Below are 22,952 nucleotides of genomic sequence, written 5' to 3'. Positions count from 1 at the left end.
TCAGGCAGTTTTTGTGGCGGTTTTCAGCGCGTCGATGATGGAGTTGGGAGCCAGCGTCAGTTTAAAGTCATTCTCGCCGTAGCCTTTGGCCCCGTTCATAGCCAGTGTGGCGGCCTGCCTGAAGTTGGCTTCGGTAGCGGGTTTTCCGGTCAGAAATTGCTCGGCTTCGGTCAGTCGCCAGGGTTTGTGAGCCACCCCGCCCATTGCCAGCCGGATGTCCTGAATGGTATCGCCTTTCAGCTGCACACCTACACCCACCGATACCAGCGCGAAGGCGTACGAAGCCCGGTCGCGTATTTTCAGGTAGTGTGAATGATCAGCGAATTTATTGGTTGGTATATCGACGGACATAATCAGCTCACCGGGCAGCAATGTGTTGTCTTTCTGGGGTGCATCGCCGGGGAGCCGGTGAAACTCGCTGAACGGGATTTTGCGGTCGCCCTTCGGCCCCGACACATTCACCGTCGCATCCAGCGCAACGAGTGCGATACACATATCACTGGGATGGACGGCAATGCACTTGGGGGAGCGATCTGTAGACCGCTCCCCCGACGTTTCGGTACCGAATATGGCGTGCATCCGATTGATCCCACCAAGGGCACCGCAGCCCGAAGGCCCGTTGGGTTGCCCCTTGTCGGGGCCCGCCTGCACAGGACTACGCTTATTGCAGGGCATCGAATTGTCGTAGAAATACGCGCAGCGGGTGCGCTGCATCATATTCCCACCCACCGTAGCCATGTTCCGAAGTTGAGCTGAGGCTCCCGCGTTCAGCGCCTGCGATAACAGCGGAAAGTGTTTCTTTACCAGCTCATGATCCGCAACGGCTGAGTTCTTCGCCATCGCCCCGATCCGCAGGCCCGTCGCCGTTTTTTCGATCGTCGCCAGGGGTAATTTAGTGATGTCGATCAGGCGTTCCGGAACGACGACCTCACGTTTCATCAGGTCGATAAGGTTGGTGCCGCCCGCCAGAAAATAAGTGCCGCTTTCCTGCGTAAGCGCCGATATAGCCGCTTTGGGGGTCGTTACCCGCGTGTATTGGAATAGATTCATACCCTGGCTCCGGATTTTTTTACGTCAGTAATGGCATTAACGATATTGGCGTACGCTCCACAACGGCAGATGTTGCCACTCATGTACTCCCGAATCTGGTCGGGGTTTTCGGCATGTCCTTCCCGAATGCAGGCCACCGCCGACATGATCTGTCCGGGGGTGCAGTATCCGCACTGGAAACCGTCGTGTTTGATAAAGGCCTCCTGCATAGGGTGCAGTCGACTGGTCCGACTATTATCGCCACCGGCCAATCCTTCGATGGTCGTTACCTGGCACCCTTCGGTTGTCATAGCCAGCGTTAGGCAGGCGTTGACCCGTATACCGTCAACGTGTACCGTGCAGGCTCCGCACTGGCCGTGGTCACAGCCTTTCTTCGTACCCGTCAGGCCCAACTGGTCACGCAGCAGATCGAGTAAGGTGACGCGCGGCTCAATGGACAGTTTGCGCATCGTTCCGTTGATGTTGATCTGAAGCGGCAGTTGCTCAAAAGCAGCGGCTACTTTTTCATCCAGGCCCTTATCGATGGCGGTTACGGCGGCTGGCGGGGTCATGGCTAAAGCCGCCAGTGCAGAAGACTGTTTTAGGAAATTCCGCCGGGAGGGGCTTGGGTTGGTCAACTCGCCCCCTGTGTTTTCATCCTCAATCATAAAATCAAGTTTAGTAGCGTTGAGAAAATGTCAATAGCCTGGTCACTTCGTTTTGTCTACCTCGAAGGTAACCGTTACCTCTCCCGAGCTAAGAGTAGCCGCCAGTCCTGACGGATTATCGATACGTCCAAGACTAGTATAACTGTAGGATGTCGGAAACGTTTCGTAGAAAAGGACCAGCGAATTGGAACCGTCGAGCATCAGGTCGCCCGTATGGATCGTTCGGGGGGGCGATGCATGGGTCGGCAGGTTGTCAGCGAACCGGTATAGCTTCTCATTACCGTTTAATTCGCTCATCGAACCGGTCATCGGGAGTCTGGCTTTGACTGTCGTTACCGTCACGTTATCCAGCAGCGTTGCCGTCAATGAGCGCGAACTGATCCTGATTCGCAGTCAGTTGCTCGTGGTACTGTTTGAGTCACGGCCGTTATGTTCCGGGTCAGTCTGATCAGGAACCATGTTCGTATCCGGGGTGCAAGCCATGAGGCCGATGAAAAGAGGGCCATTGGAAAAAAGACGCGAAATGAGCTTTTCATCGCTACGCTACCTGGTTATGCGGTTACGTTTGCCTCAATGGGATGCCGGGTATTCTTCATCCGTAACGGCCTCCAGCCAGGTAACAGCTCCCCCTTTACTCACATTTGGATTGATGGCCGTATGGACGAACTGGCCATTAGGCCCTGCGCCATGCCAGTGCACGACATTAGGGGCAATAGTAACCGATTCTCCCTCCCGAATGATACGAGCGGGTTTACCCTTCTCCTGATAATAACCGGTTCCCTGTGTAACCACCAGTAGTTGACCATTGGGATGCTGGTGCCAAAACGTTCTCGCTGCCGGGTCGAAGGCGACACTGCTTACGAGGCAATCCGTTTCCGGATTAGGGCCTACTAACGTGGTAACCCAGACCGTTCCACTAAAGCTGGAGGCAGGTCCGCGGGTTGCTTTCGACGAGCCATCTATTTTTGATTGTTGAGCCATAACGGGATTTGTGAGTAATAAACTAATTGTACTTAAAAGACTGTAGGCAAGTACGTTGATTAACGTTCCAGTTTGCGCTTTCATACGTTGCGTTTTCCGACAAAGCTACCCACATGAAATTCCTTTATCTATAGTAAAACCACAGCTCTTTTTATGAATAACGCATTTTATGAATTAATAACCCACTGTCGTGTTAGTACGATGCCAACGCTTTAGATTTATTTTTTCGTTCTGATTAACAGAATGTTATCGAAATTGTAAGCGGTAATTGTTAAAGACGTCAATTACCTTTGTGCCTGTAAGAAGATGCTGAATGTATGAAAACACAACCGCACCGGGTTGCCGGAGATGCAGTGACCCAATCACGGCGAACTGGCAACGCACAGCCCATTACGATGGTCTATGACAGCCCGTCGTCATTACCACCCGGTACAACGCCGGTGAGCAGGATCTACTACGAAGACTGGAATATTAAGATTGTTGATCGGGAAAAGAGTGGTTGCGATAATTACCTGTCGCCGAACCGCCGGGACTTTTACAAGATCATGTTCATGACCAGTGGGACCGGGCTTAAAACAATGGGCAACCACAATTATTGCATCAACGAGCGGACTATTCTGTTTCTCCATCCGAACGAAATCGTGTGCTGGCGTAATGCCACACCAACGGTGGGCGGGGGCATTTTTTGCATGTTTAAAAAGCGGTATCTGGATCAGCACCCCTCGCTGAAACTGATTATTGACCGATACAAATTCTTTACTGAGAAGAAGATACTCCAACTCTCGGCGCAGATGATTCATAGCCTGCTTACCCAGATGAAAGCAGAAGCGGCTTCGGGTGGGGAACTGGCCGAAGAAGCCATGCAGGCCTACGTCCAGCTTATTCTGGTCGAGAGTTTAAAAGGTGCCGATTACGAGCCCGCCAGCGAGATTAGCACCGATTATCGGCATGTGTATGACTTCTTCAAATTGCTGGAAAAAGAAACGAATCTGGCTAATCTCGATAACCCGATACGGATGCGTACGGCCAAAGAATACGCACAGACATTAAACCTCAACCCCAGTTACCTGAATGGGTTGGTAAAAAGGCATACCGGTCAGCCCATCAGTACCTTAATCAAAAATCGATTGTTGGAGGAGAGTAAAGCGTTGCTGGTTCAGACCGACTGGACATTGCAGGAAATCAGCCAGATCATTGGCTTCGCTGATCAACCTAATTTTAGTCAGTTCTTTAAAAAATACGCCGGGGTAACGCCTAATGAATTCCGGCGCTCCCCCATCTCCCCGGACTACGAGGGAGTGGCCCGGCCAACAGCTAGCCAGGCTGTATCAGCCCACGAGTAAAGCTGTGGGCTGATACAGGTTCCAGATTCGGTCTGACCTGATCCTTGTTCAGACTAGGCGGCCACTGCCGGTACAAAAATTAGTCTACCTACTGATCTCACATCATACCTCCCGCAAGAATAGACTTACAGCGGCTTACTCAATAAATGCGGGCGCTCGTTGGCTACTTTCAGCACGAGCTCACCAAAAAGCGTATTAGCCCAGGCAAACCATTTCCGGGTGAATTTGGCAGGATCATCCTGATTGAATGATTCGTGCATAAAGCCCGTTCCGGCATGGGTCGTCTTGAGCAAACGCAACTGCGACAGAATCTCCTGATCGTCGGTGGAGGTAAGCGCACGCATCGTTAAACTCATTGTCCAGATGTTGTTCACCAGCGTATGCGGACTGCCGACGCCCTCCGCGGCTTTGCCTTTGAAGAAATAGGGGTTATCCGGGCTGAGAACAAACCGGCGGGTATTCCGATACACGGGGTCGCTGGCCGGCATTGCCCCCAGGTAGGGGAGCCCCAGCAGATTGGGTACATTGGCATCGTCCTGGAGGAGGTGATTGCCATAGCCGTCAACCTCCAGCGCATACATCTTACCATATTTGGGATGCGTGTAGACGGCATACTGTTTCAGCGCCCGTTCGACTTCATCGGCCAGTGCCCGGCAGTCGGTAGAGAGCGCCGGAGTCGGGCGAAGCTGTTCGACCATCGTTGCCAGTTGCCGGAGCGATACGACCGCAAACCAGTTGGAAGGTACGTAGAACGGAAAAATCGTAGCATCGTCGGAAGGACGGAACGTACTGTTGATCAGCCCAACGGGGCGAGTGGGGTTGCCGTAGCCATCACCCGGTACCGTATCCGTCGACCAGGCCGTATTGCGACTAAAATGATAAGGACCGCGGTTGGTTTTACGCTGCTGCTCGCGGCAGGTTTTCAGCACCAGCTGCATGGCCTGTAGCCAATCGGCGTCGAATGGGCTGGTATCGCCCGTCGTTTTCCAGTAGTGGTATCCCAGCCGTATGGCGTAGCAAAGCGAGTCGAGTTCCCATTTTCGTTCATGGAGGCCGGGCTTCATATCGGTGACGTCCTTCTTCCATTCACCTTCTTTGGTCGCATCGGCGTAGAAAGCGTTGGCATACGGGTCGCGCCGGATGCACAGACTCTGGCGTCGAATAACCCCCGCAATGAGTTGGCGTAGCGGCTGATCCTGTTTGGTGAGGGGCAGATAGGGCCAGACTTGTGCCGTACTGTCGCGCAGCCACATGGCATCAATATCGCCCGTGATGACAAACGTGTCGGGTTGCCCGTTGGTGGTGCCAACCTGAACGGTTGTGTCGAGCGTATTGGGAAAGCAATTCTCAAAAAGCCAGGCCAACTCCGGGTCTTTGATTGTCTTGTGCATCCGCTCGATGGTCTGCTCGACGGCCGAGCTGGTAAAATTGCGTTTAGCCGCTACCGTCCGAACAACGGGGAAGGCCATGACCGGGGCGGCCCATAACGATTGACCAGCCAGCAGCCCTGCACTTGCCCCGGCTGACTGTTGGATAAACTGACGACGATTCATGAATAATAGGTTATTGAAAGGCCCGAAAAACACAAAGAAAATTCAAAAAATCCGGGTTCTGTGTGCCTCTGGTGTCAATAACGTACATTAGGTAGGTAAGCCGTCTTTGTCCGATCGTTTGTGTACCTGTTTATCGTTGTCTAAAGACCTGAATACAAGCAAATCGTAGGTAGTTTATGACCGATCACACCTTATGGTGTAGCCTAACGCTCAATTTTTCTTTTATGATCTGGTCAACATCGATCACGCATACACTTCGCTTATTGGGGGCAGCCGGGGCTTCGGTTGGGCTGTACGCCTGCCTGAATACGCCGAAAGCCAGCACACAAACAAACCTTACAACAACACCGACAACCGTTTTTCAGGCAACATCGGCTGATGAGTCAACAAATGACAGGGCTACACAGGCCGCACCTCTCCAGACTGGGTCTCTCCAGGCCGGGTCTCTCCAGACCGGGTCCCTCCAGGCCGGACCAAAGCGTATTCTTGTTTTCTCGAAAACCAAGGGCTGGAAACACACGTCTATTCCGTTTGGCATCGCGGCTCTGCAGAAACTTGGCCGGGAGCACGCGTTCGGGGTAGACACCACGAAAAACGCCGACTACTTCAATGACGATAGCTTACGGCATTATCAGGCGGTTGTGTTCCTGAGTACAACCGGTAACATCTTGAATCAGAAGCAACAGGCGGCTTTTGAGCGATACATCCAGGCCGGGGGCGGCTACATGGGTATTCATGCCGCGGCTGATACCGAGTATGACTGGCCCTGGTACAACAAACTGGTCGGTGGGTATTTTGCCAGTCACCCGAGCCAATCCAATGTACGCAAAGCGACCGTCGACGTAACCGATAAAAACCATCCCTCTACGGCGCATCTGCCTGATCATTGGGAGCGTACGGACGAATGGTACAATTACAGGTCGCTATACACCGATCTGACGGTGGTGGCCAATCTGGATGAAAATACGTATGAGGGCGGCATCAACGGAAGTAATCACCCCATCGCCTGGTACCATGAGTTCGATGGTGGGCGGGCGTATTATACGGGTGGCGGCCACGAAGATGCCAGCTTCAGTGAGCCTTTATTTGTGGACCATTTGCTGGGGGCGCTCACCTGGGTTATGGGCAGCAACCAACCCCTCGATTACAAAAAGGCGTACGCGGTGACGATGCCGGAAGAAAACCGGTTTGTGAAAACGGTTTTGGTCAACGATCTGAACGAGCCGATGGAACTCGCCGTGGCGACCGATGGCCGGGTTTTCTTCACCGAGCGGAGTGGCAATTTATCGGTTTACAATACGAAAACGAATCAGCAGAAGCTGATGCACAAGTTTGCTGTACCCACCAAACAGGGGCATGGCGTACAGGGCGTTACCCTCGACCCGAACTTCGTGACGAACCATTTTCTGTATATCTATTATTCGCCCGATGTCGAGAAAGATCCGTTCTACAATCTGTCCCGTTTTGTTGTCAATGACGATAATACCCTTGATCTGGCCTCCGAAAAAGTATTACTGACCGTTCCCAGTCTCTTTGAACCGGGCTCGCACCACGGGGGCTCGCTGGCGTTCGATAAGGAAGGGAATTTGTACCTTTCTACGGGCGATCATACAAACCCGTTTCCGTCTAACGGCTATGCGCCTATTGATACCCGACCCGACCACCCGGCCGCCGATGCACGGGGTACGGCGGCCAATACCAACGATTTGCGGGGTAAAATTCTGCGGATTCGGCCCCAGCCCGACGGCACTTACACCATTCCGGAGGGAAATCTGTTCCCGAAAGGAATGGCCCAGACCCGCCCCGAAATTTATACGATGGGACTTCGGAACCCTTACCGCATTGCCCTCAATCCGAAATCGTCGGTACTGTACTGGGGCGAAATTGGCCCCGATGCCGGAAAAGACAGCAGCACACTGGGGCCACGAGGATACGATGAGTTCAATCAGGCCAAGAAAGCGGGTAATTTCGGTTGGCCGTTATTTATTGGCAACAGTCAGCCCTATGGTGATCTGGATTTTTCCACCAATGTAGCGGGTCCGAAATTTGACCCGAAAGCACCCGTGAACAACTCGCCCAAAAGCAATGGCCTGAAGAACCTGCCGCCAACCAATCCGGCCATGATCTGGTACCCGTACGCAGCCTCGAAAGAGTTTCCGGAGCTGGGTCTGGGGGGACGTAGCGCGATGGCTGGCGAGTTCTACACCTACGACAAAAACTCATCGTCGAAGAGCAAATTTCCGGATTACTATGACGGTGCCCTGTTTGTGTTCGACTGGATGCGAAACTGGGTCATGGCCGTTCGGATTGATAAAGACGACAACTTCATTCGCAGTGAGCCGTTTATGGCCGGTGGAGGTGATTTCCGGCGCCCGATCGACCTGGGTTTCGGTAAGGATGGCGTTATGTATATGCTCGAATATGGATCCGTTTACGGGGCCGATAACGACGATGCCCGTCTGGTGAAAATTGAGTACAATACCGGTAACCGGGCGCCTATTGCCAAAGCGGGCGTGGTCGATTCAGTAGCCGTGGCGCAGCGCGATGCCCGCTCGTACCTGACTTCCGACCCGCGCGCACCTGAGTTGAACGAAGCCGTAGGGCAGGCACCGCTGCGGGTTAAATTTAGCGGACGGGGTACCGATCTGGACGATGATGATCAGGTCACCTACCAATGGTTGTTCGATGGGAAAACGGTTGGGTCAACCAAACCAATGGCGACCCATACCTACACGCAACCCGGTGTGTACAACGCCATCTTAAAGGTAACGGACCGGATGGGGCTGGTAGGCCTGGACACCGTCACGGTAAAAGTCGGTAATGCCAAACCCGAACTGGCCATCGTAACCCCCGACAATAAATCATTCTACTGGGAGAATAAACCGTTTACCTACGCGGTGAAGGTGACCGATAAAGAGGACAAGAAAATTGATCCCAGACGCATCAAGGTATATTATGAATACAGCGCTCAGCCGAACGGTGGACCAATGGCTGCTCCGCAACAGGGACATCAGGAGGTTGCCCAGGTGGGTGCCGGATCGCTGGGGAAAACCCTGATCGCCGGTAGTGACTGCAAGGCCTGCCATACCATCGATAAACCATCCGTCGGGCCGACCTTCCTGGCCGTTGCCGGACGTTATAAAGGAGACGTTGGTAGTGTGGAGCGGCTGGCCCGGAAGATCATTGAAGGCGGTGGCGGCAACTGGAGCAAAGACCACCTGATGAGTGCACACCCGCAGATTCCGGTGCAGGACGCCCAAGAAATGGTTAAATACATTTTCTCGCTGACCGACGCCCGCAAACAGAAAGCCGTACCCGTGCAGGGAAGTCTCGCCCTCAATGAACATAAGCCCGAAGAGGCCCGTGGGCAGTACAGTCTGCTGGCAACCTATACAGATAATGGCACCAAAGCCGTCGGGCCGCTTACCAGCACGGAGGTTGTTACCCTACGCAATGCCAAAGTAAAGACGCTGAATGCCGATGCGTACGTGGGTTTTCCCCGATTTGGCAGTCGCCTGAATGCGGGAGGGCACAAGGCGTATGTATTGCTGAAAGGCATTGACATGACAACCATCAAGTCGCTGACCTACGATTATTCGTCGCTCAACAAAGAAGGTGAAATCGAAGTGCGGCTGGATTCCTACGCGGGGCCGGTGGTAAGTCGCGCTCCTTACAAAGCAACCGGCGACTGGAAAAAAAATAACCAGGTAACGGGTACCCTCGACAAGCCGTTCACGGGTAAACACGACGTGTATGTCATCGTAGTGAAACGCGATAAACCCAACGACAGCATTATTCAATTGAACAGTATCCAGTTCAATCAATAAAGGCAAGCTGGCCGTACCGCTCGGGGCTTACGTTCCGAATAGTACGGCCAGCTTACAGTTACTGATGTGGAATCTGTTTGAACTTTCTAAAATCAAGTGTTGATCAGTGTTTTTTTTGTCATCCTGACGCAGGGGAGATGACAAAAATATTTATCACACAGACGTTTAAACAGCTTCGTGGTGTCCGTTTTAAGAATTGCACCGGCGACCCGGCTGACACCACATTAATAGTGAGAAACAGTGTAAAACAAAATTTACTGAACCGGAACAGCTTCGATGCTCAATGGCTTATCCGGCGTCTTGACGGCGATCAGGGTGATGAGGGCGGATAGCAAAAGTGAACCAGCCATGAAAATATAAGAGGCTCCGAAACCACCCGTTGACGCATTCAGGTAGCCAACCAGATAGGCCCCTGCAAACGAGCCCAATGCTCCGAAACTGTTGATGAGCGCCATGGCTCCACCCGCTACATTCTTGGGTAACAGATCGGGGATGATGGCGAAGAAGGGGCCGTAGGGCGCATACATTGCCCCCCCCGCAATGATCAGCAGCACAAACGACAACCAGAAATTAGTCGCTCCAATCAGGTACGATCCGTAAAAGGCCACGGCACCCAGTAGCAAAAACGGCCATACGAAGATTTTTCGGTTCAGGGTTTTATCCGAGAAATAAGACGCACTCAACATACCGATAATGGCCAGTACGTACGGAACAGAAGACAGCCAGCCGGTCTTGACAATGTCCATATTCGGAGCTGCATTGATAATGGACGGAAGCCACATCACAAACCCATACACCCCAATGCTCCACAGGGCGTATTGCAGACTCAGCAAAATGACAATCCTGGATTTAAACGCGGCTGCGTAATTTTTAACGGGTTTAATGCCCTGCTGTTCTTTCTGCAGTTCGGCTTCCAGATCCTGCTTTTCCCGTTCGTTGAGCCAGTTGGCATCGCTGGGTTTATCGGCAACGAGCCGCCACCAGAAAAACGCCCAGATAATAGCGGGCAGTCCTTCCAGAATAAACATCCACCGCCAGCCAACCGATTTGATCAAATAGCCGGACAGTACCGACATCCAGAGAATGGTAGCCGGATTACCCAGAATCAGGAACGTGTTGGCCCGAGACCGCTCGGCTTTGGTGAACCACCTACTCAAAAAAAGCAGCATCGACGGCATCACCGCGCTCTCAACAACGCCGAGCATGAAGCGAATAATGATCAATAAATTTACGTTGCTGATAATTCCCGTTGCCATGGCCAGCCCTCCCCATAGAATCAGCGACCAGAAAATCAGTTTCTTGGCACTCCGGTTTTCGGCATAGATCGCGCCGGGAACCTGAAAAAAGAAGTAGCCCAGAAAGAACAGAGACCCCAGCAAAGACGACATGGATGGGGTAATGTTCAGGTCCGTAGCCATGCCGCTGGCAGCTCCAAAGCCAAAATTGGCGCGGTCGAGGTAGGCCAGGCTGTACGTGATGAAGGCAATTGGTATCAGACGATACCAGCGAGTCGGGGCTAATGTCTTTTCCATTATCCCATAAAGCGTTTTTTTTCGCAGATATACGCAAACGAGTAGGGTACGTTGAAAAGTAGTAACTTACCGGCTTACCAGTCTGACCATGATAATCGGTAATTTATTCGCTTCCATTCCTGATTCGCTACCCGACGAACTGGTCGAGGATCTTGTAACGGGCCATGGGTTTAGGGTCGAACGCATCGTCTCGAAAGGGCATGCGTCGCCCGATGGGTTCTGGTACGACCAGGAACAGCACGAATGGGTGCTACTGGCAAAGGGAGCCGCCCGGCTTCGAATAGACGGTATTGATGAGCCCGTTGAGTTGTTGCCTGGTATGCACATCAACCTGCCTGCCCATCTAAAACATCGGGTGGAGTGGACAAAAGAAGACGAAGAAACGGTCTGGTTGGCTGTATTTTATTAACGGTCACAAGCCCGTTATGTACCGCATCCGTAACTGAACCAGGTTAATCAGGCTGTTATTTTAATCCCCGGCAACGACGCTTTCTGTCGCGTCCTGCGTAACGACCCGTTCTATCTTGCCGACCAGGAAAATGTAGGAACACGCCCCGATCAGGCCAAGTGTGCCGATGAAAACAAGTGCCGGTTTGAAATCGCCGTCCTTGGCCAGAAAGCCAATAACGATGGGCACCACAATGGAGGCCAGATTGCCCATGAAATTAAAGACGCCCCCGGTCAGGCCAATCAGATGTTTGGGCGATAAAATGGACACGAAGATCCAGGAAATCAGCGCCATGCCTGACCCAAAAAAGGCCAGGGCCATGAAAAAAATAATCAGTGCCGTATCGTTGGTGTAGTTGGCTCCCACAATGCTGATCGATAACAGCAGTCCGATAATGATCGGGGCTTTGCGCGCCATACTCACCGATTTTCCCTGTTTCACCAATCGGTCGGAGACAAAGCCCGACAGAAGCAGGCCTGCGCAGGCTGCCAAAAAAGGCACCGAGGCTAAGTAACCCGATTTGATAAAATCCAGCCCCCGGTACTTGACCAGGTACGTCGGGAACCAGGTAAGAAAAAACCAGAGAGTAGCATTAACGGCAAACTGACCAATGTAAACACCCCATAATGTGCGGGTCGAGAATACCTGCTTTACGTTGGTCCACTTCCAGACCGTTGCCTGGCTTGCGCCCGGTTTTCGACCCCTGAACAAGCCACCGCCTTCTTCAATGTACGTTAATTCGGCTTCGCTCACGGTAGGGTGGTCGAGCGGATCGCGGTAGAAAACATACCAGATCACCCCCCAGAGCAAGCCAACGATTCCGGTTCCAATAAACAGCCCCTGCCAGCCGGTCAGATGCTGCACATTGACCAGTACCGGGGTGAGAAAAGCCAGGCCGATAAACTGCCCCGATACGTAGAGGGCTATGGAGGAGGCCCGTTCGTGTTCGGGAAACCAGCTCGTTACGATCCGGTTGTTGATGGGGTAGGAGGGCGCTTCGAAGGCACCCGTTGCCAGCCGAAGGGAAAACAAGCTGGCAAATCCTTTCACGAAACCCTGACAAAGGGTGGCAATAGACCAGGTAATTAAACAAAAGGCATACAGAATCCGGGGGGCAAACCGATCCGCGATTAGCCCCCCGGGAATCTGGAGGAGCGCATACGTCCAGCCAAAAGCAGAAAAAATGAATCCCAGTTCTTCCGACGATAGGTTCATGTCTTTGCTGAGGGCCGCGCCCGCCACGGATATGTTGCTGCGGTCCAAATAGTTAATGACTACATTGACAAAGACAAGGGCTAACATGCCGTAGCGTACCTGCGTCTTTTTGCGTTTGCCGATTGCTTGCTCCATGCTGTGTTTAGGGGATTCGGGTTATACTTTGTGGGTTACGGTGAACCGAATGCCGTAACCCACAAACCGTACTCATCGGGCCGTCCAGCCGCCATCTACCGTAAGCATCGAGCCGACCATAAAAGTGGCGGCATCACTGGCCAGGAAGATCGCAGCGCCCTGGATTTCCCGAAGCAGTCCCCAGCGGCCCAGTGCCGTAGCCCCCACCACGAATTTGAGACCCTCTTCGGTATCGGCGATGGGCAGGTTCATTTCGGTCAGGAACGGCCCGGGACAGATGGCGTTGACGGTAATCTTGAACGGAGCCAGTTCCAGCGCCAGCGCGCGGGTCATCTGCACCACCGCCCCTTTGCTGGACGTGTAGGGTGTCCGGTTCGATAACCCAACCAGACCAAGCGTGCTGGCCAGATTGATAATACTGCCCCGACCCGCTTTTTTCATGGCTGGTGTAACGGCCCGGCAGCACAGCCAGGTGCCCGTTACGTTGACATCCATGACTTTACTGAAATCCTCCAGCGTCAATTCGTCAATAGCCCCGCGAATGTTGATACCCGCGCTGTTGATCAGGATGTCAATCTTGCCAAAAGCGGCCAGTGCTGCGTTGACCATTGCTTCGGTTTGATCGGCTTGGGTAATATCAGCCGCGAAGGAGATGACATTCACACCATAGTCAGCACTCAATTCCCGGGCTGCGGCTGCGCCTTCTTCGACATTGCGGTTTACCAGCATGAGACTGGCTCCTGCGGAGGCTAGTCCGGCGGCCATGGCCAGACCCAGTCCTTTGGAGCCACCCGTAATGATGGCCGATTTGCCGGTGAGGTCAAATTGCCGGATACCCGGAAGCAGTTCTTTACTCATCTTCAGTTAGTTGTCGGTTGTATTGATGGTTTTGTTGAATCGTTTCATAATCGGGTTTTCTGCCTGGTTCATGTCTTCGCGAACCAGGGTATGGATCGATTCACCTTATGTAAGCCCTAGAGACTGTTTGCTGTACTGAATGCAGGCAACGATGTTTTCTTCTTCGAGAGCCAGTTTAGCATCGGCACTGAGTTGGGCCACACGGGGAAGACCGCCGGGGTATTTATGTTGCCGGACCATACGCAGCATGCGGGCCAGATCAGTGCCCGGTACGGTAGTCAGGGTTTCCCAATAGGCATTGGTCAGGCAGGGAATTTCCAGCGGGTCGCGCGTGATCATTTCCAGGCTGAAGGTGCCCGCAGGGTTATGCTGCTTACAGAGGGCAACCATCTTTTTTAAGTCCAGGATGCCTTTTCCCATGGGCACTTCCGATAACAGAAAGCCATCTCGATATTCCTCCACTGCCATGTCTTTGACGTGCGTACTAAACACATAAGGGGCCAGCGTTTGAACAACCTCCATCGGGTCTTCGAGTAAGGCCATGCTGTTGCCGAAATCGAGCGTAACACCGATCCATTCGCTGTTGACCTGTTTCAGCAGGTTGACCAGGTCCGGAGCCCGCCAGTCTTTGTGATTCTCGACCCCCAGTTTAACCTTGTGTCTGCGCAGAACGGGTTCGGCCAGTTGCAGGGATGCCAGCGCGCTCTTTTTCAGTTCGTCGAAAGCTTCGATCGAATGGTACGTTTCGTAGCGTCGTCCGGTGGAGCAAACTGTTCGTAACACCTGGGCTCCGGCTTCCCGGGCATTAACGACATCCTGTTCAAATTTGGGAACATCGTCGGCGTTTTTGGGCAGGCTGATGGAGCCTTCCAGGTAGAGGCCGTATTTCTCCCGTTCGTCGCGTACTTTTTTGGCAAAATCAGTCGACCAGCCATTGACGATTACCTGTACCCCGCCCGCACCCAGCTGATGGCAATGATCGAGCAACTGGATGGCATTGGTAAATGCCGGATACGTTTTGCTGTCAGCCTTTGAATTCCAGCGACTCCAGTACGAATGCACAACGATGCCCATGCGCGTACCTTTGCCAAATGCCGGTAACTTCGGCAGTGCCAGGGCAACCGCACCAAGAGATGCTTTTTGAATGAAATCGCGTCTTTCCATGCCTGTAAGCTGACCAGGTTTGTCCGGTTATTTGCTGCTGGTCGCCTTGCCTTCAGCGATATAGTTATTCAGTTCTTTGGCCGTCCAGGGCACGACCCGACCCTGCGAGGTGACTCGTGTCATGCCCACTACGCGCTTCCCGATGGGACCGGCGTTGTTGCCCCACTCGTTCCGGATGTACATCAGGATGGCTGTAATCGCGCCATCGTCCATGGTCGAGTGAGCGGGCATAACGGGTAAGATTTCGGGAGCATTGTACACTTTTTTGGCAACCTCAATCGGGCCTTCTATGCCGTGCAGAATGATGAGCGACAGGCGTTTTTCGTCGCCCAGCACCCAGTCTGAACCGATGAGGGGCGGGGCAAACCGTTTCAGGCCGGCACCGTCAGTACCGTGGCAACCGGAGCAGGTACTGAGGTAATGCTGACGTCCGGACGCGAACAGTTTCTGGTCATCGTCGCTCAACAGACTCTTTTTGGGCATATTGTCGCGGCTGGCAATGTGCCCCGGCCATTCGAACATAGCGTTCAGGGTAGCCAGTCGGGTCGGGTCGATTTTTCCCGATGATTGCATCAGAACGGGTGGGGCGGTAGCCAGCTGAATCGGTTTTAGTTTGCTGGTACTTCCCTGGATAGACAGGCTTGTCAGGATTGCTTTTTCCTGCCAGGATAATGCTGCATTGGGCGTATTCAGCATAGCCAGCAGGGCCGTCAGTTCGGCTGGATCCCGCTTACGGATGACGGATGTGGCCAGCATTTCCAGAAAAATCTCTTTGGCCGGTTGGACAGTTTTCCAGGCCGGTGCTTTCGTCAGGCTTTGTAAAAAGGAAAACTCCCGATCCTGAAGACTGCTCATGGCCGCATCCCGAATCAGGGCCGATTCACCATAGCGGTTGAGGATGCCTGCCAGCAAAGGCTGCGCTGCCTTCTGATCAAGAACGCCCGCCGAAAAGGCCATTTGCAGCACCTGTTCGATAGGCGCTTTCGACCAGTCTTTTAGTAGTCTATCGCCGAGCTGGGCGCGGATGGCCCGATCCGTTTTGGCAAACGGTTCGAGTAGCCGAAGGGCCGTTGTTCTGACGAGGGTGTTGTTATCAGTCAGGAGGCCAAGCAGAACCGCCGGACTACTCATCTGTAGACCATCCAGTGTCCACAAGGCATGAAAACGGCCTAGCTGATTCGGGCCTTTCTGGGCTACATTCATCAGGAGTTGCCGGGTATTTTTATCGTTGCGTTCGATCAGCAAGCGCTGGGCTACATCCCGGTGCCACCCATCGGGGCTGGATAACTCGGTAACCAACTCGGCCGACGATGCCGCTGCTAATTTCCTGGGTTTCGATGCCTGCCAGTTTTCAGGAACGATTCGCCAGATACGACCATAATTGATGGGTTTTACGAGGCCGCGGGCAATTGTCTGTTCTTTCAGATAGGGCGTTACATACGCGCTGTGCTGAATCAGTCCCCGATACATATCGGCTACGTACAGCGCTCCATCGGGTCCCGTCGCCAGGTGAACGGGTCTGAATCGTTCATCGGTCGAGGCCAGAAACTCCTGGCCAGGGTGCGGGTCATGAGCGGCAATAAGCAGTTCTTTGTTCTCGGAGATGTTTCGCTTGATCAAGTTTCCGGCTGGCTCACAGACGAATACGTTGCCATAGAACGATTTGGGCAGGGCTGCGCCCCGGTAAACGAGGGGCGAGCAGGCGGCCGTAAATTCCCGCAGGTGCCCTTCTTTGTCGAGGGTGCCTGGTATGTAGCCCCGGTTAACGGCTGGGGTGGGCCGGATCGGGTAAACCCGACGGTCAAGGGTCAGGCCGTAGTCGATGCCCGTTGTGGGCGTGTGATGTCTGTTGCGGGAGAGGTAATTGGGCGGTACCAGATCGGCGTGCAGCTGCGACCAGTTGTAATTGTAATACAGCCGCCCCTGGTCGTCGTGGCTAATGCCCCATTGCCCGCGGGCTTCCGTACTGTCGCGCTGCCATGTTCCGTTAACCTCTTTGTAGCGAAAACGCGATTTGGCATTGTAGAGCCAGTTATCCATACTGCGCCAGAGCCCGTTGCCCGCATGCTCGGGGAGACCACTGCCTGCATAGTCTTTGTCAATAAGTGTTTTTGTATCGGCTTTCCCGTCGTGGTTCAGGTCTTTGGTCATCCACAATGCATTGTTTTCAACCACCAGCACCCCGCCCGGTACTAGGGCCAGCGCCCGGGGCATTATCAGACTGTCGAGGTAAACCTGGCTGACGTCCATCTGTCCATCGCCATTGGTGTCTTCCAGCACGGAGATACGCCCAACGGGTTTATTTTCACCTTCGCCCTCAACGTTTGGCATAAACCCCCGCATCTCAACAACCCACAGCCGATCGGCCTCATCGAAGGTGATCACAACGGGGTCCTGCACCATTGGCTCAGCGGCAACGAGTTGCATTTTCAGGCCGGGTTCGAGTTGAAATGTCGTTAACTCCTCGGCGGGCGTTCGGGCAGGCGAGGGACCATCGTCCAGCAAACGACCAAATTTACCGGTAAAGCTTACCAGACAGAAAAAGGCGGCTCCCAGAATACAGGCGGAATAAACGGGCTTAATCATGGCGAACAGGCAACTTGATGACGTTTCGTATAACGTTGTCTTTGTCAGCAGCTGCTGTCCTGAAAAGCGGTTGCGTGATCACAAATACTACTACTATTTCCAGAAATTTCACAATGGACTCATTGCGCTGTTAAAACAGTATATAAACGCCTTATTATTGTTTAAATGCTCTGGTTAGATACCCCAGGATTTTGGTAAAATAGACAGACTGCCGTGTTTCTATTTGGTAGAGAAACCTACAGAACCGTGGCACAATGGTTTGTCCACTGGTAAAACCCACTTGTTTATGATGACACGATTTGCCGATCAGGTGGCAATTATTACGGGCGGTGCCGAGGGCATCGGGAAAGGCATTGCCCAACGAATCGCTTCGGAAGGCGCCACGGTGATTTTGTTCGATATCAATGGCGCGCTGCTCGACCGTACGGTAGCTGAGTTTGTCAGTCAGGGCTACCAGGCAGCCGGGTACGTTGTCGATATTTCAGACGAGGCCGCGGTCCAAAACGCGGTTGGCCAGGTGGAACAGGTCTACCAACGGCTGGATATAATGGTTAACTCCGCCGGCATTGTGGGCCCAACCAGCACCAGAATTACGGACTACCCGGTTGATGACTATGACCGTATTTACAGCATCAATTTACGGGGTGCCTTTCTGATGACAAAGTACGCTATCCGGGTTATGGAAAAAGCCAACTACGGTCGTGTACTGCACATGGCGTCGATTGCCGGTAAAGAAGGAAATCCGTTTATGGCGGGGTACTCGTCGATGAAAGCGGGGGTAATCGGACTGGTAAAAGGCGTGGGAAAAGAGTACGCCGAAACGGGAATTACCGTCAATGGACTAGCCCCGGCGGTGATCAGAACGGCGTTGAATGAGCATACCGCCCCCGATCAACTGGCCTACATGACGGCTAAAATACCCATGAAACGACTGGGGACTGTGGAGGAAGTGGCTGCCCTTGCCGCCTGGGTTTTGTCCAAAGAAGCGAGTTTCAATACGGGTTTTATTTTTGATCTGTCGGGCGGGCGTGCTACATATTGAGTCCTGGTAAACGGGCTTTATCGTGTAGACATCGACCCATGAATACCTGGCAAAGTCCGGGAAGTTTAAACGCTGCTTCGATTGGCTTGTCTAATCGGTACTACCTTTGCTAAACTTAATGCATAAACTCATCACGTTGCTCTTTCTGGCGTTTTCGGCTTCGGCTCAAATGCCTGTTCCAGCCCTGATTCCGGCTCCGCAAACCCTCGAACCCGGAACCGGAACATTCGCGATTACGGCCCAGACCCGGCTGGCTATTCTGACCCCGGTGGCCGATGTGCGCCGGATGGTTATGGACAATCTTCCCGGTATTCCGGCATCGGATGCTCCCAAACTCACGAAAGCGATCACCGTTCGGCTGGCTCCGATAACGGATGTCGGGCCGGAGGGGTATGATCTGGTCGTAACGCCAACGGGGATTACCCTGACGGCCCCTGAATCCGCCGGCCTGTTTTATGGACTGCAAACAATGCGGCAACTGATGCCGGTGGCCAAAACGTTTCGCGGGCAGTCGATTCCGGCCCTGCACATCCGCGACCAGCCTCGCTTTGGCTGGCGGGGTCTCATGCTGGACGTGAGCCGCCACTTTTTTGACAAGCAGTTTGTAAAACGCTACATCGACCAGATGGCGCAGTATAAATTCAATATTTTTCACTGGCATCTTTCCGACGATCAGGGCTGGCGTATCCAGATAAATAGTCTGCCCCGGCTCACCGACGTTGGCGCGTGGCGAGCCGCCCGGACGGGTGGTCACTGGAATGATATTGAAAGTGCGCAGCCGGGTGAGGTGCCGTCGTACGGCGGGTTCTACACGCAGGACGATATTCGCGAAGTTGTGCAGTATGCGCAGGATCGGCATATCACGATTGTACCGGAAATTGACATGCCGGGCCATATGATGGCAGCCATTGCCGCCTACCCAAGCCTGACCTGTGGTAAAAAACAGGTGCTGGTACCGACCAATGGTAAATTCTACAAGCTGGAAGATAACACGCTGAACCCCTGCAACGACAGCACCTACCTGTTCATCGATAAGGTATTGACTGAAGTCGCTCAGCTGTTTCCTGGTCCCTACATTCATGTCGGGGGCGACGAAGCTTACAAAGGCTTCTGGGCGACTTGTGCGGACTGCAAGACCACAATGGCGACTAATAACCTGAAAACGGTAGAAGAGCTGCAAAGCTATTTTATCCGGCGGGTTGAGAAAATTGTGCAAGCGAAGGGTAAAAAGCTCATTGGATGGGACGAGATTTTAGAAGGCGGCCTGGCCCCTAATGCTACCGTCATGAGCTGGCGGGGGATGAAAGGGGGCATCGAAGCGGCCAGGCAAGGCCATCCGGTCATTATGACACCCGCTCAGTATTGTTACCTGGACCTCTACCAGGGCGAACCATCGGCCGAGCCCAGTACCTACAGCATGGCCCGGCTGAGTACATCCTACTCGTTCGAACCCGTCCCCGATAGCGTACGGGCCGATCTGATTCTGGGTGGGCAGGGCAACCTCTGGACGGAGTCGGTACCCAACAACCGGCATGCCGAATACATGACCTGGCCGCGGGCTTTTGCTTTATCAGAGGTTTTCTGGTCACCCAAAGGGCCACGTAACTGGCCGGCATTCATGAATCGGGTAGAGGCTCATTTCAAGCGGTTCGACGCGCAGGATGTCAACTACGCCCGCAGTGTGTACAATCCCATTGTTACGCTGAAAAAGCATCCGATGGGTCTGACCGAAGTTATGCTGAGCCACGAACTGCCCAATACATACCTCTACTACACAACGGATAATACCGTCCCTGATGATCATTTTCCCCTCTACACCCAGCCATTTTTGATGCCCAAAGGCGCTGACCGGGTGAAGGTGATCGCTTACCAAAATGGAAAACCCATTGGAAAAATGGTGGAAGTAGTGATTCCGGTCGTAGAGAAGAAAGTGCAGTAGCGGTAGGCGTATTATCGTATGCCTTTACCTCCGGGTTAGTTATCAATGAATTTCTCTTTGTTTTCGCGAATAAAGTGAACCTGGAGCTGGTCCAGGTTCTCAACCTCAGCAAGCTTGAAAAATTCGTTATCGAATGTAGTGAGCAGGTCGTTGGCGTAAGCCTTGTGGAACTCGTCGCGGGTGCTGTCGGGCAATTCTTCGAGTCTTTCGTTTTGTTCCTCAAATGTTTTGTTTGCCCGCTGGGTCAGATCGGATAACCCATCCGCGCCTACCAGCTTTAGGGCACCTGGTAAATACGTATAAAAGGGGGTGCTCGAATTGGTGTAGAATTGGTTATACCCCCCGTTGTTTAGTTCCGACTCCAATAGCCAGATCATGTAGACTGCCTGCCTTTCCTTATTCCAGCCCATTACGGTTTCGTATTCCTTCGTGTAGTCGGCGGGTAGCTTTTGCGTCAGGTTATCAAAAACGACTTGTACCAGTTTTTCGTCGGCTGTTGAATCAATAATTTGTTCGGTTAGCCTTCGGTAAATAGGTCTGCTGATAAAATCTCTGAGAACCTTACTGATTCGTGTATCTACCGTATCTCGGGGGGCAGTCTTCGCTTCATTTGTACGGGGTGCTTCCGAACAGCCTGAAAGAATAGACACGATCATTAACACAACAAGCGGTTTCGGTTTCATGTAGTTTTTAGTTGTACGTACTGTCAGTTACGTATAACCAACTCGTGAGGATTTTCAACTTTTCGATTCAGTCTAAAGAAGTAGGCTACGTAGGCATTTTATCAGGAAAAACACCTCTGTCCGCCAAGGCGCTATTTTTTTCCTCCCACCAAATACGGCTTTAGCGCTCCGGCCAGTCGTCGGTAGCCTTCGGCGTTGGGATGGAGACCATCTGAGAATAAAGACTCGTCGATTTTGCCGTCAGGCTTGAGAAAAACGAAACTGGGTTGCACGAATGTGGCATTCACGTCGGGTGTCATCTGGGCAATGGCTTCGTTAAGCGCGGCCACACGGGTTTCGCCGTCCCGCCGTGGTAAAATACCCACCATCAGAACCTCCGCACCGGGCTGACGGGATTTGATAGCCTGAATCAAAAACCGGAGCCCGGCTACGATTTCGGCATCCGTATTGAGCTGGATGTTATTCGTACCGATCATCAGTACTACCTGATCGGCTTTGTAGCCGTCCAGCTCGCCATGGTACACCCGCCACAACACATTCTCGACGCGGTCCCAGCCGTAGCCCATATTTTGCGCGCCCAGCGGCTCCAGAATGCTGTTCCAGGAATCAGCACCGTTGATGCGTGAGCCTTTGGGATCGCCCCCCCAGAAATGCGTGATGGAGTTGCCCAGAAAAATAATTCGGGGTGGCTTCGCTTTCAGCCGGGCCAGCATGTCACGGTGGCGAATCTCCCAGTCAAACGACCCGTCGCGGTATTGGGTGCGGGGCTTCATAGTCGAGAGGTCGCCCGTTGGTTCGTTCAGGATGGTCCGGATACTCGTTTCGTAGGCATCGGCGTACTGCTGCATCCCCAGATCTGTCGGGTGTGTCCCGTCAACCATTGCATCCTGGCTCAGGTTGATCTGCGATTTGGGCAAGAGGTAAATTCCGTTGATGCCTTCCGCTTTCAACTGCACAAAGGCCTGGTGCATCAGCGTGTTTACGTCGCTGTAATATTGCTGGCGGATGGGACTGAGGCTACCATCGGTATAGCCCGCGTGGTCGACCAGCAGGACAGGTACCGCCGGGCGTTTCTGGCGAAGCGTTTTCACCGATTCCAGAATCCGGCTTTTGATATCTTCAGGTTTGATGCCCACCGTCGCAATCAGATTGGGCAGGCAGTCCAGCACGTACAAACGGGCATCCACCTGCGACACAAGGTCAATGACCTCTTTCTCGAGCCGGCCATTGCCCGAGAAGCCCAGGTTGATCAGCGGTCTGTCCAGTTTACGACCCAGAATCGAGGTCCAGGCCATGCCGGGCCGCGACGCACAGGCTCCCTGTGCAATAGACGTACCGTAAACAACCACCGGTTTCTCGGGCCGAACGGGTAGGGGTGTTATCGTTACGCCTGTTGGAACGCCGATTTCAAGCCATTGAACAGCATTGTATAGCGGTAAATAGAGCCGGTATTCGCGCCCCCGTTTGTAGGCGTCGTTTGGCTCAAGGTTGGCGAATCGGTACTGAATCGTATCGCCGAAGGTATATTTTCCGGCGGCCCACAGCCAGTCGCCATCGCTGGTTCCGGCATACAGATCGACCCCGCTGACGCCCGTGGCAGGCATGTGAGGGAGCGCCTGCTGCTTGTTGCTCACCCCATACCGGACAACCACCTGATCGGTAGTCGCCCGAAACCGAATCATGAGCCCCGCCGAATGATGCGACAGATTCCAGACCTCCTTGCGAACGGTTTTTTCGGCTGCGGCTGGCAGGCGATCATAGGGACTCTGAATGTCCTTGCCGGTCCAGGCCTGTCCTTCAATAACGGGGAAATCGTTTTTCGTAGGGTTCCACCATACGTACCCGGCGGTCGTTTGGGCAACAGAAACCAGGCTGGTTGCAGACAACAGACAAACGTAAAAAATCAACGTTTTTTTCATGGGGAAAAGGGCAGACGCTTTTGCCTGGCA

17 protein-coding genes are annotated in these 22,952 nt (G+C 53.3%); 5 read left to right on the top strand and 12 right to left on the bottom strand.

The features are described 5' to 3' along the window. The 4 genes from ACYU87_RS20020 to ACYU87_RS20005 all read right to left on the bottom strand — a co-directional run bounded on the left by ACYU87_RS20020 (position 1) and on the right by ACYU87_RS20005 (position 2,678). Positions 1 to 1,050, bottom strand: a complete 1,050-nt coding sequence (locus tag ACYU87_RS20020) for an FAD binding domain-containing protein (RefSeq protein ID WP_461135873.1) — start codon at positions 1,048 to 1,050, stop codon at positions 1 to 3. Beyond that, the gene (locus tag ACYU87_RS20015) at positions 1,047 to 1,697 is read right to left on the bottom strand and encodes a (2Fe-2S)-binding protein (RefSeq protein WP_461135872.1); all 651 of its coding nucleotides are present in this window, start codon (positions 1,695 to 1,697) and stop codon (positions 1,047 to 1,049) included. The genes ACYU87_RS20020 and ACYU87_RS20015 overlap by 4 nt, the downstream gene beginning before the upstream one ends. Before the next feature lie 42 nt (positions 1,698 to 1,739). Then, positions 1,740 to 2,063: a cyclophilin-like fold protein gene (locus ACYU87_RS20010; RefSeq protein WP_461135871.1), complete on the bottom strand. Its 324-nt coding sequence runs from the start codon at positions 2,061 to 2,063 to the stop codon at positions 1,740 to 1,742. 204 nt (positions 2,064 to 2,267) lie between these two features. Next, positions 2,268 to 2,678: a cupin domain-containing protein gene (locus ACYU87_RS20005; protein ID WP_461135870.1), complete on the bottom strand. Its 411-nt coding sequence runs from the start codon at positions 2,676 to 2,678 to the stop codon at positions 2,268 to 2,270. 317 nt (positions 2,679 to 2,995) lie between these two features. On the opposite strand from ACYU87_RS20005, the gene ACYU87_RS20000 reads away from it, so the two are divergent. After that, the gene (locus tag ACYU87_RS20000; RefSeq protein ID WP_461135869.1) at positions 2,996 to 4,021 is read left to right on the top strand and encodes an AraC family transcriptional regulator; all 1,026 of its coding nucleotides are present in this window, start codon (positions 2,996 to 2,998) and stop codon (positions 4,019 to 4,021) included. A 125-nt stretch (positions 4,022 to 4,146) separates the two neighbouring features. On the opposite strand, the gene ACYU87_RS19995 is transcribed toward ACYU87_RS20000, so the two are convergent. Continuing rightward, on the bottom strand, positions 4,147 to 5,574 hold the full coding sequence (locus ACYU87_RS19995; protein ID WP_461135868.1) for a glycoside hydrolase family 125 protein: 1,428 nt from the start codon (positions 5,572 to 5,574) through the stop codon (positions 4,147 to 4,149). Between the two features lie 224 nt (positions 5,575 to 5,798). Here ACYU87_RS19995 and ACYU87_RS19990 point away from each other — a divergent pair, with 224 nt between their 5' ends. Further along, positions 5,799 to 9,401: a ThuA domain-containing protein gene (locus ACYU87_RS19990; RefSeq protein ID WP_461135867.1), complete on the top strand. Its 3,603-nt coding sequence runs from the start codon at positions 5,799 to 5,801 to the stop codon at positions 9,399 to 9,401. Between the two features lie 254 nt (positions 9,402 to 9,655). On the opposite strand, the gene ACYU87_RS19985 is transcribed toward ACYU87_RS19990, so the two are convergent. Beyond that, on the bottom strand, positions 9,656 to 10,933 hold the full coding sequence (locus tag ACYU87_RS19985) for an MFS transporter (RefSeq protein WP_461135866.1): 1,278 nt from the start codon (positions 10,931 to 10,933) through the stop codon (positions 9,656 to 9,658). Between the two features lie 88 nt (positions 10,934 to 11,021). Between ACYU87_RS19985 and ACYU87_RS19980 the strand changes: the two genes are divergently transcribed. Beyond that, complete coding sequence (locus ACYU87_RS19980; protein ID WP_461135865.1) at positions 11,022 to 11,342, top strand: cupin domain-containing protein; 321 nt, start codon at positions 11,022 to 11,024, stop codon at positions 11,340 to 11,342. 60 nt (positions 11,343 to 11,402) lie between these two features. Here the strand turns inward: ACYU87_RS19980 and ACYU87_RS19975 are convergent, their stop codons facing one another. From ACYU87_RS19975 to ACYU87_RS19960, 4 genes are all read right to left on the bottom strand, one after another. Then, complete coding sequence (locus ACYU87_RS19975; protein WP_461135864.1) at positions 11,403 to 12,731, bottom strand: MFS transporter; 1,329 nt, start codon at positions 12,729 to 12,731, stop codon at positions 11,403 to 11,405. A 72-nt stretch (positions 12,732 to 12,803) separates the two neighbouring features. Further along, a complete protein-coding gene (locus ACYU87_RS19970) occupies positions 12,804 to 13,589 on the bottom strand; it encodes an SDR family NAD(P)-dependent oxidoreductase (protein ID WP_461135863.1) in 786 nt (261 codons plus the stop codon). Between the two features lie 105 nt (positions 13,590 to 13,694). Then, positions 13,695 to 14,753 carry a sugar phosphate isomerase/epimerase family protein gene (locus tag ACYU87_RS19965; RefSeq protein WP_461135862.1) on the bottom strand — a complete coding sequence of 353 codons (1,059 nt, stop codon included), beginning with the start codon at positions 14,751 to 14,753 and terminating at the stop codon, positions 13,695 to 13,697. A gap of 27 nt (positions 14,754 to 14,780) precedes the next feature. Next, positions 14,781 to 17,339 carry a DUF7133 domain-containing protein gene (locus ACYU87_RS19960; protein WP_461135861.1) on the bottom strand — a complete coding sequence of 853 codons (2,559 nt, stop codon included), beginning with the start codon at positions 17,337 to 17,339 and terminating at the stop codon, positions 14,781 to 14,783. Between the two features lie 286 nt (positions 17,340 to 17,625). On the opposite strand from ACYU87_RS19960, the gene ACYU87_RS19955 reads away from it, so the two are divergent. Beyond that, entirely contained in the window at positions 17,626 to 18,381 is a 756-nt protein-coding gene (locus ACYU87_RS19955) for an SDR family NAD(P)-dependent oxidoreductase (RefSeq protein WP_461135860.1), read from the top strand. 118 nt (positions 18,382 to 18,499) lie between these two features. Beyond that, on the top strand, positions 18,500 to 20,320 hold the full coding sequence (locus ACYU87_RS19950) for a beta-N-acetylhexosaminidase (RefSeq protein WP_461135859.1): 1,821 nt from the start codon (positions 18,500 to 18,502) through the stop codon (positions 20,318 to 20,320). 35 nt (positions 20,321 to 20,355) lie between these two features. Here ACYU87_RS19950 and ACYU87_RS19945 read toward each other — a convergent pair whose 3' ends face one another. Together ACYU87_RS19945 and ACYU87_RS19940 are read right to left on the bottom strand one after the other, a co-directional pair. Further along, on the bottom strand, positions 20,356 to 21,003 hold the full coding sequence (locus tag ACYU87_RS19945) for a DMP19 family protein (RefSeq protein WP_461135858.1): 648 nt from the start codon (positions 21,001 to 21,003) through the stop codon (positions 20,356 to 20,358). A 131-nt stretch (positions 21,004 to 21,134) separates the two neighbouring features. Next, complete coding sequence (locus tag ACYU87_RS19940) at positions 21,135 to 22,922, bottom strand: SGNH/GDSL hydrolase family protein (RefSeq protein WP_461135857.1); 1,788 nt, start codon at positions 22,920 to 22,922, stop codon at positions 21,135 to 21,137. Positions 22,923 to 22,952: the final 30 nt, after the last annotated feature.

The organism is Spirosoma lituiforme (assembly GCF_054776635.1).
The sequence above is the reverse complement of the archived record's forward strand: the minus strand, read 5'-3'. Positions and strand labels throughout refer to the sequence as shown.

Coding starts and splice junctions, on each gene's coding strand:
- ACYU87_RS19940 (WP_461135857.1), bottom strand. CDS start 22,922: ATGAAAAAAACGTTGATTTTTTACGTTTGTCTGTTGTCTGCAACCAGC.
- ACYU87_RS19975 (WP_461135864.1), bottom strand. CDS start 12,731: ATGGAGCAAGCAATCGGCAAACGCAAAAAGACGCAGGTACGCTACGGC.
- ACYU87_RS19950 (WP_461135859.1), top strand. CDS start 18,500: ATGCATAAACTCATCACGTTGCTCTTTCTGGCGTTTTCGGCTTCGGCT.
- ACYU87_RS19970 (WP_461135863.1), bottom strand. CDS start 13,589: ATGAGTAAAGAACTGCTTCCGGGTATCCGGCAATTTGACCTCACCGGC.
- ACYU87_RS19995 (WP_461135868.1), bottom strand. CDS start 5,574: ATGAATCGTCGTCAGTTTATCCAACAGTCAGCCGGGGCAAGTGCAGGG.
- ACYU87_RS19955 (WP_461135860.1), top strand. CDS start 17,626: ATGATGACACGATTTGCCGATCAGGTGGCAATTATTACGGGCGGTGCC.
- ACYU87_RS19980 (WP_461135865.1), top strand. CDS start 11,022: ATGATAATCGGTAATTTATTCGCTTCCATTCCTGATTCGCTACCCGAC.
- ACYU87_RS20015 (WP_461135872.1), bottom strand. CDS start 1,697: ATGATTGAGGATGAAAACACAGGGGGCGAGTTGACCAACCCAAGCCCC.
- ACYU87_RS19960 (WP_461135861.1), bottom strand. CDS start 17,339: ATGATTAAGCCCGTTTATTCCGCCTGTATTCTGGGAGCCGCCTTTTTC.
- ACYU87_RS20000 (WP_461135869.1), top strand. CDS start 2,996: ATGAAAACACAACCGCACCGGGTTGCCGGAGATGCAGTGACCCAATCA.
- ACYU87_RS19945 (WP_461135858.1), bottom strand. CDS start 21,003: ATGAAACCGAAACCGCTTGTTGTGTTAATGATCGTGTCTATTCTTTCA.
- ACYU87_RS19965 (WP_461135862.1), bottom strand. CDS start 14,753: ATGGAAAGACGCGATTTCATTCAAAAAGCATCTCTTGGTGCGGTTGCC.
- ACYU87_RS20020 (WP_461135873.1), bottom strand. CDS start 1,050: ATGAATCTATTCCAATACACGCGGGTAACGACCCCCAAAGCGGCTATA.
- ACYU87_RS19985 (WP_461135866.1), bottom strand. CDS start 10,933: ATGGAAAAGACATTAGCCCCGACTCGCTGGTATCGTCTGATACCAATT.
- ACYU87_RS20005 (WP_461135870.1), bottom strand. CDS start 2,678: ATGGCTCAACAATCAAAAATAGATGGCTCGTCGAAAGCAACCCGCGGA.
- ACYU87_RS19990 (WP_461135867.1), top strand. CDS start 5,799: ATGATCTGGTCAACATCGATCACGCATACACTTCGCTTATTGGGGGCA.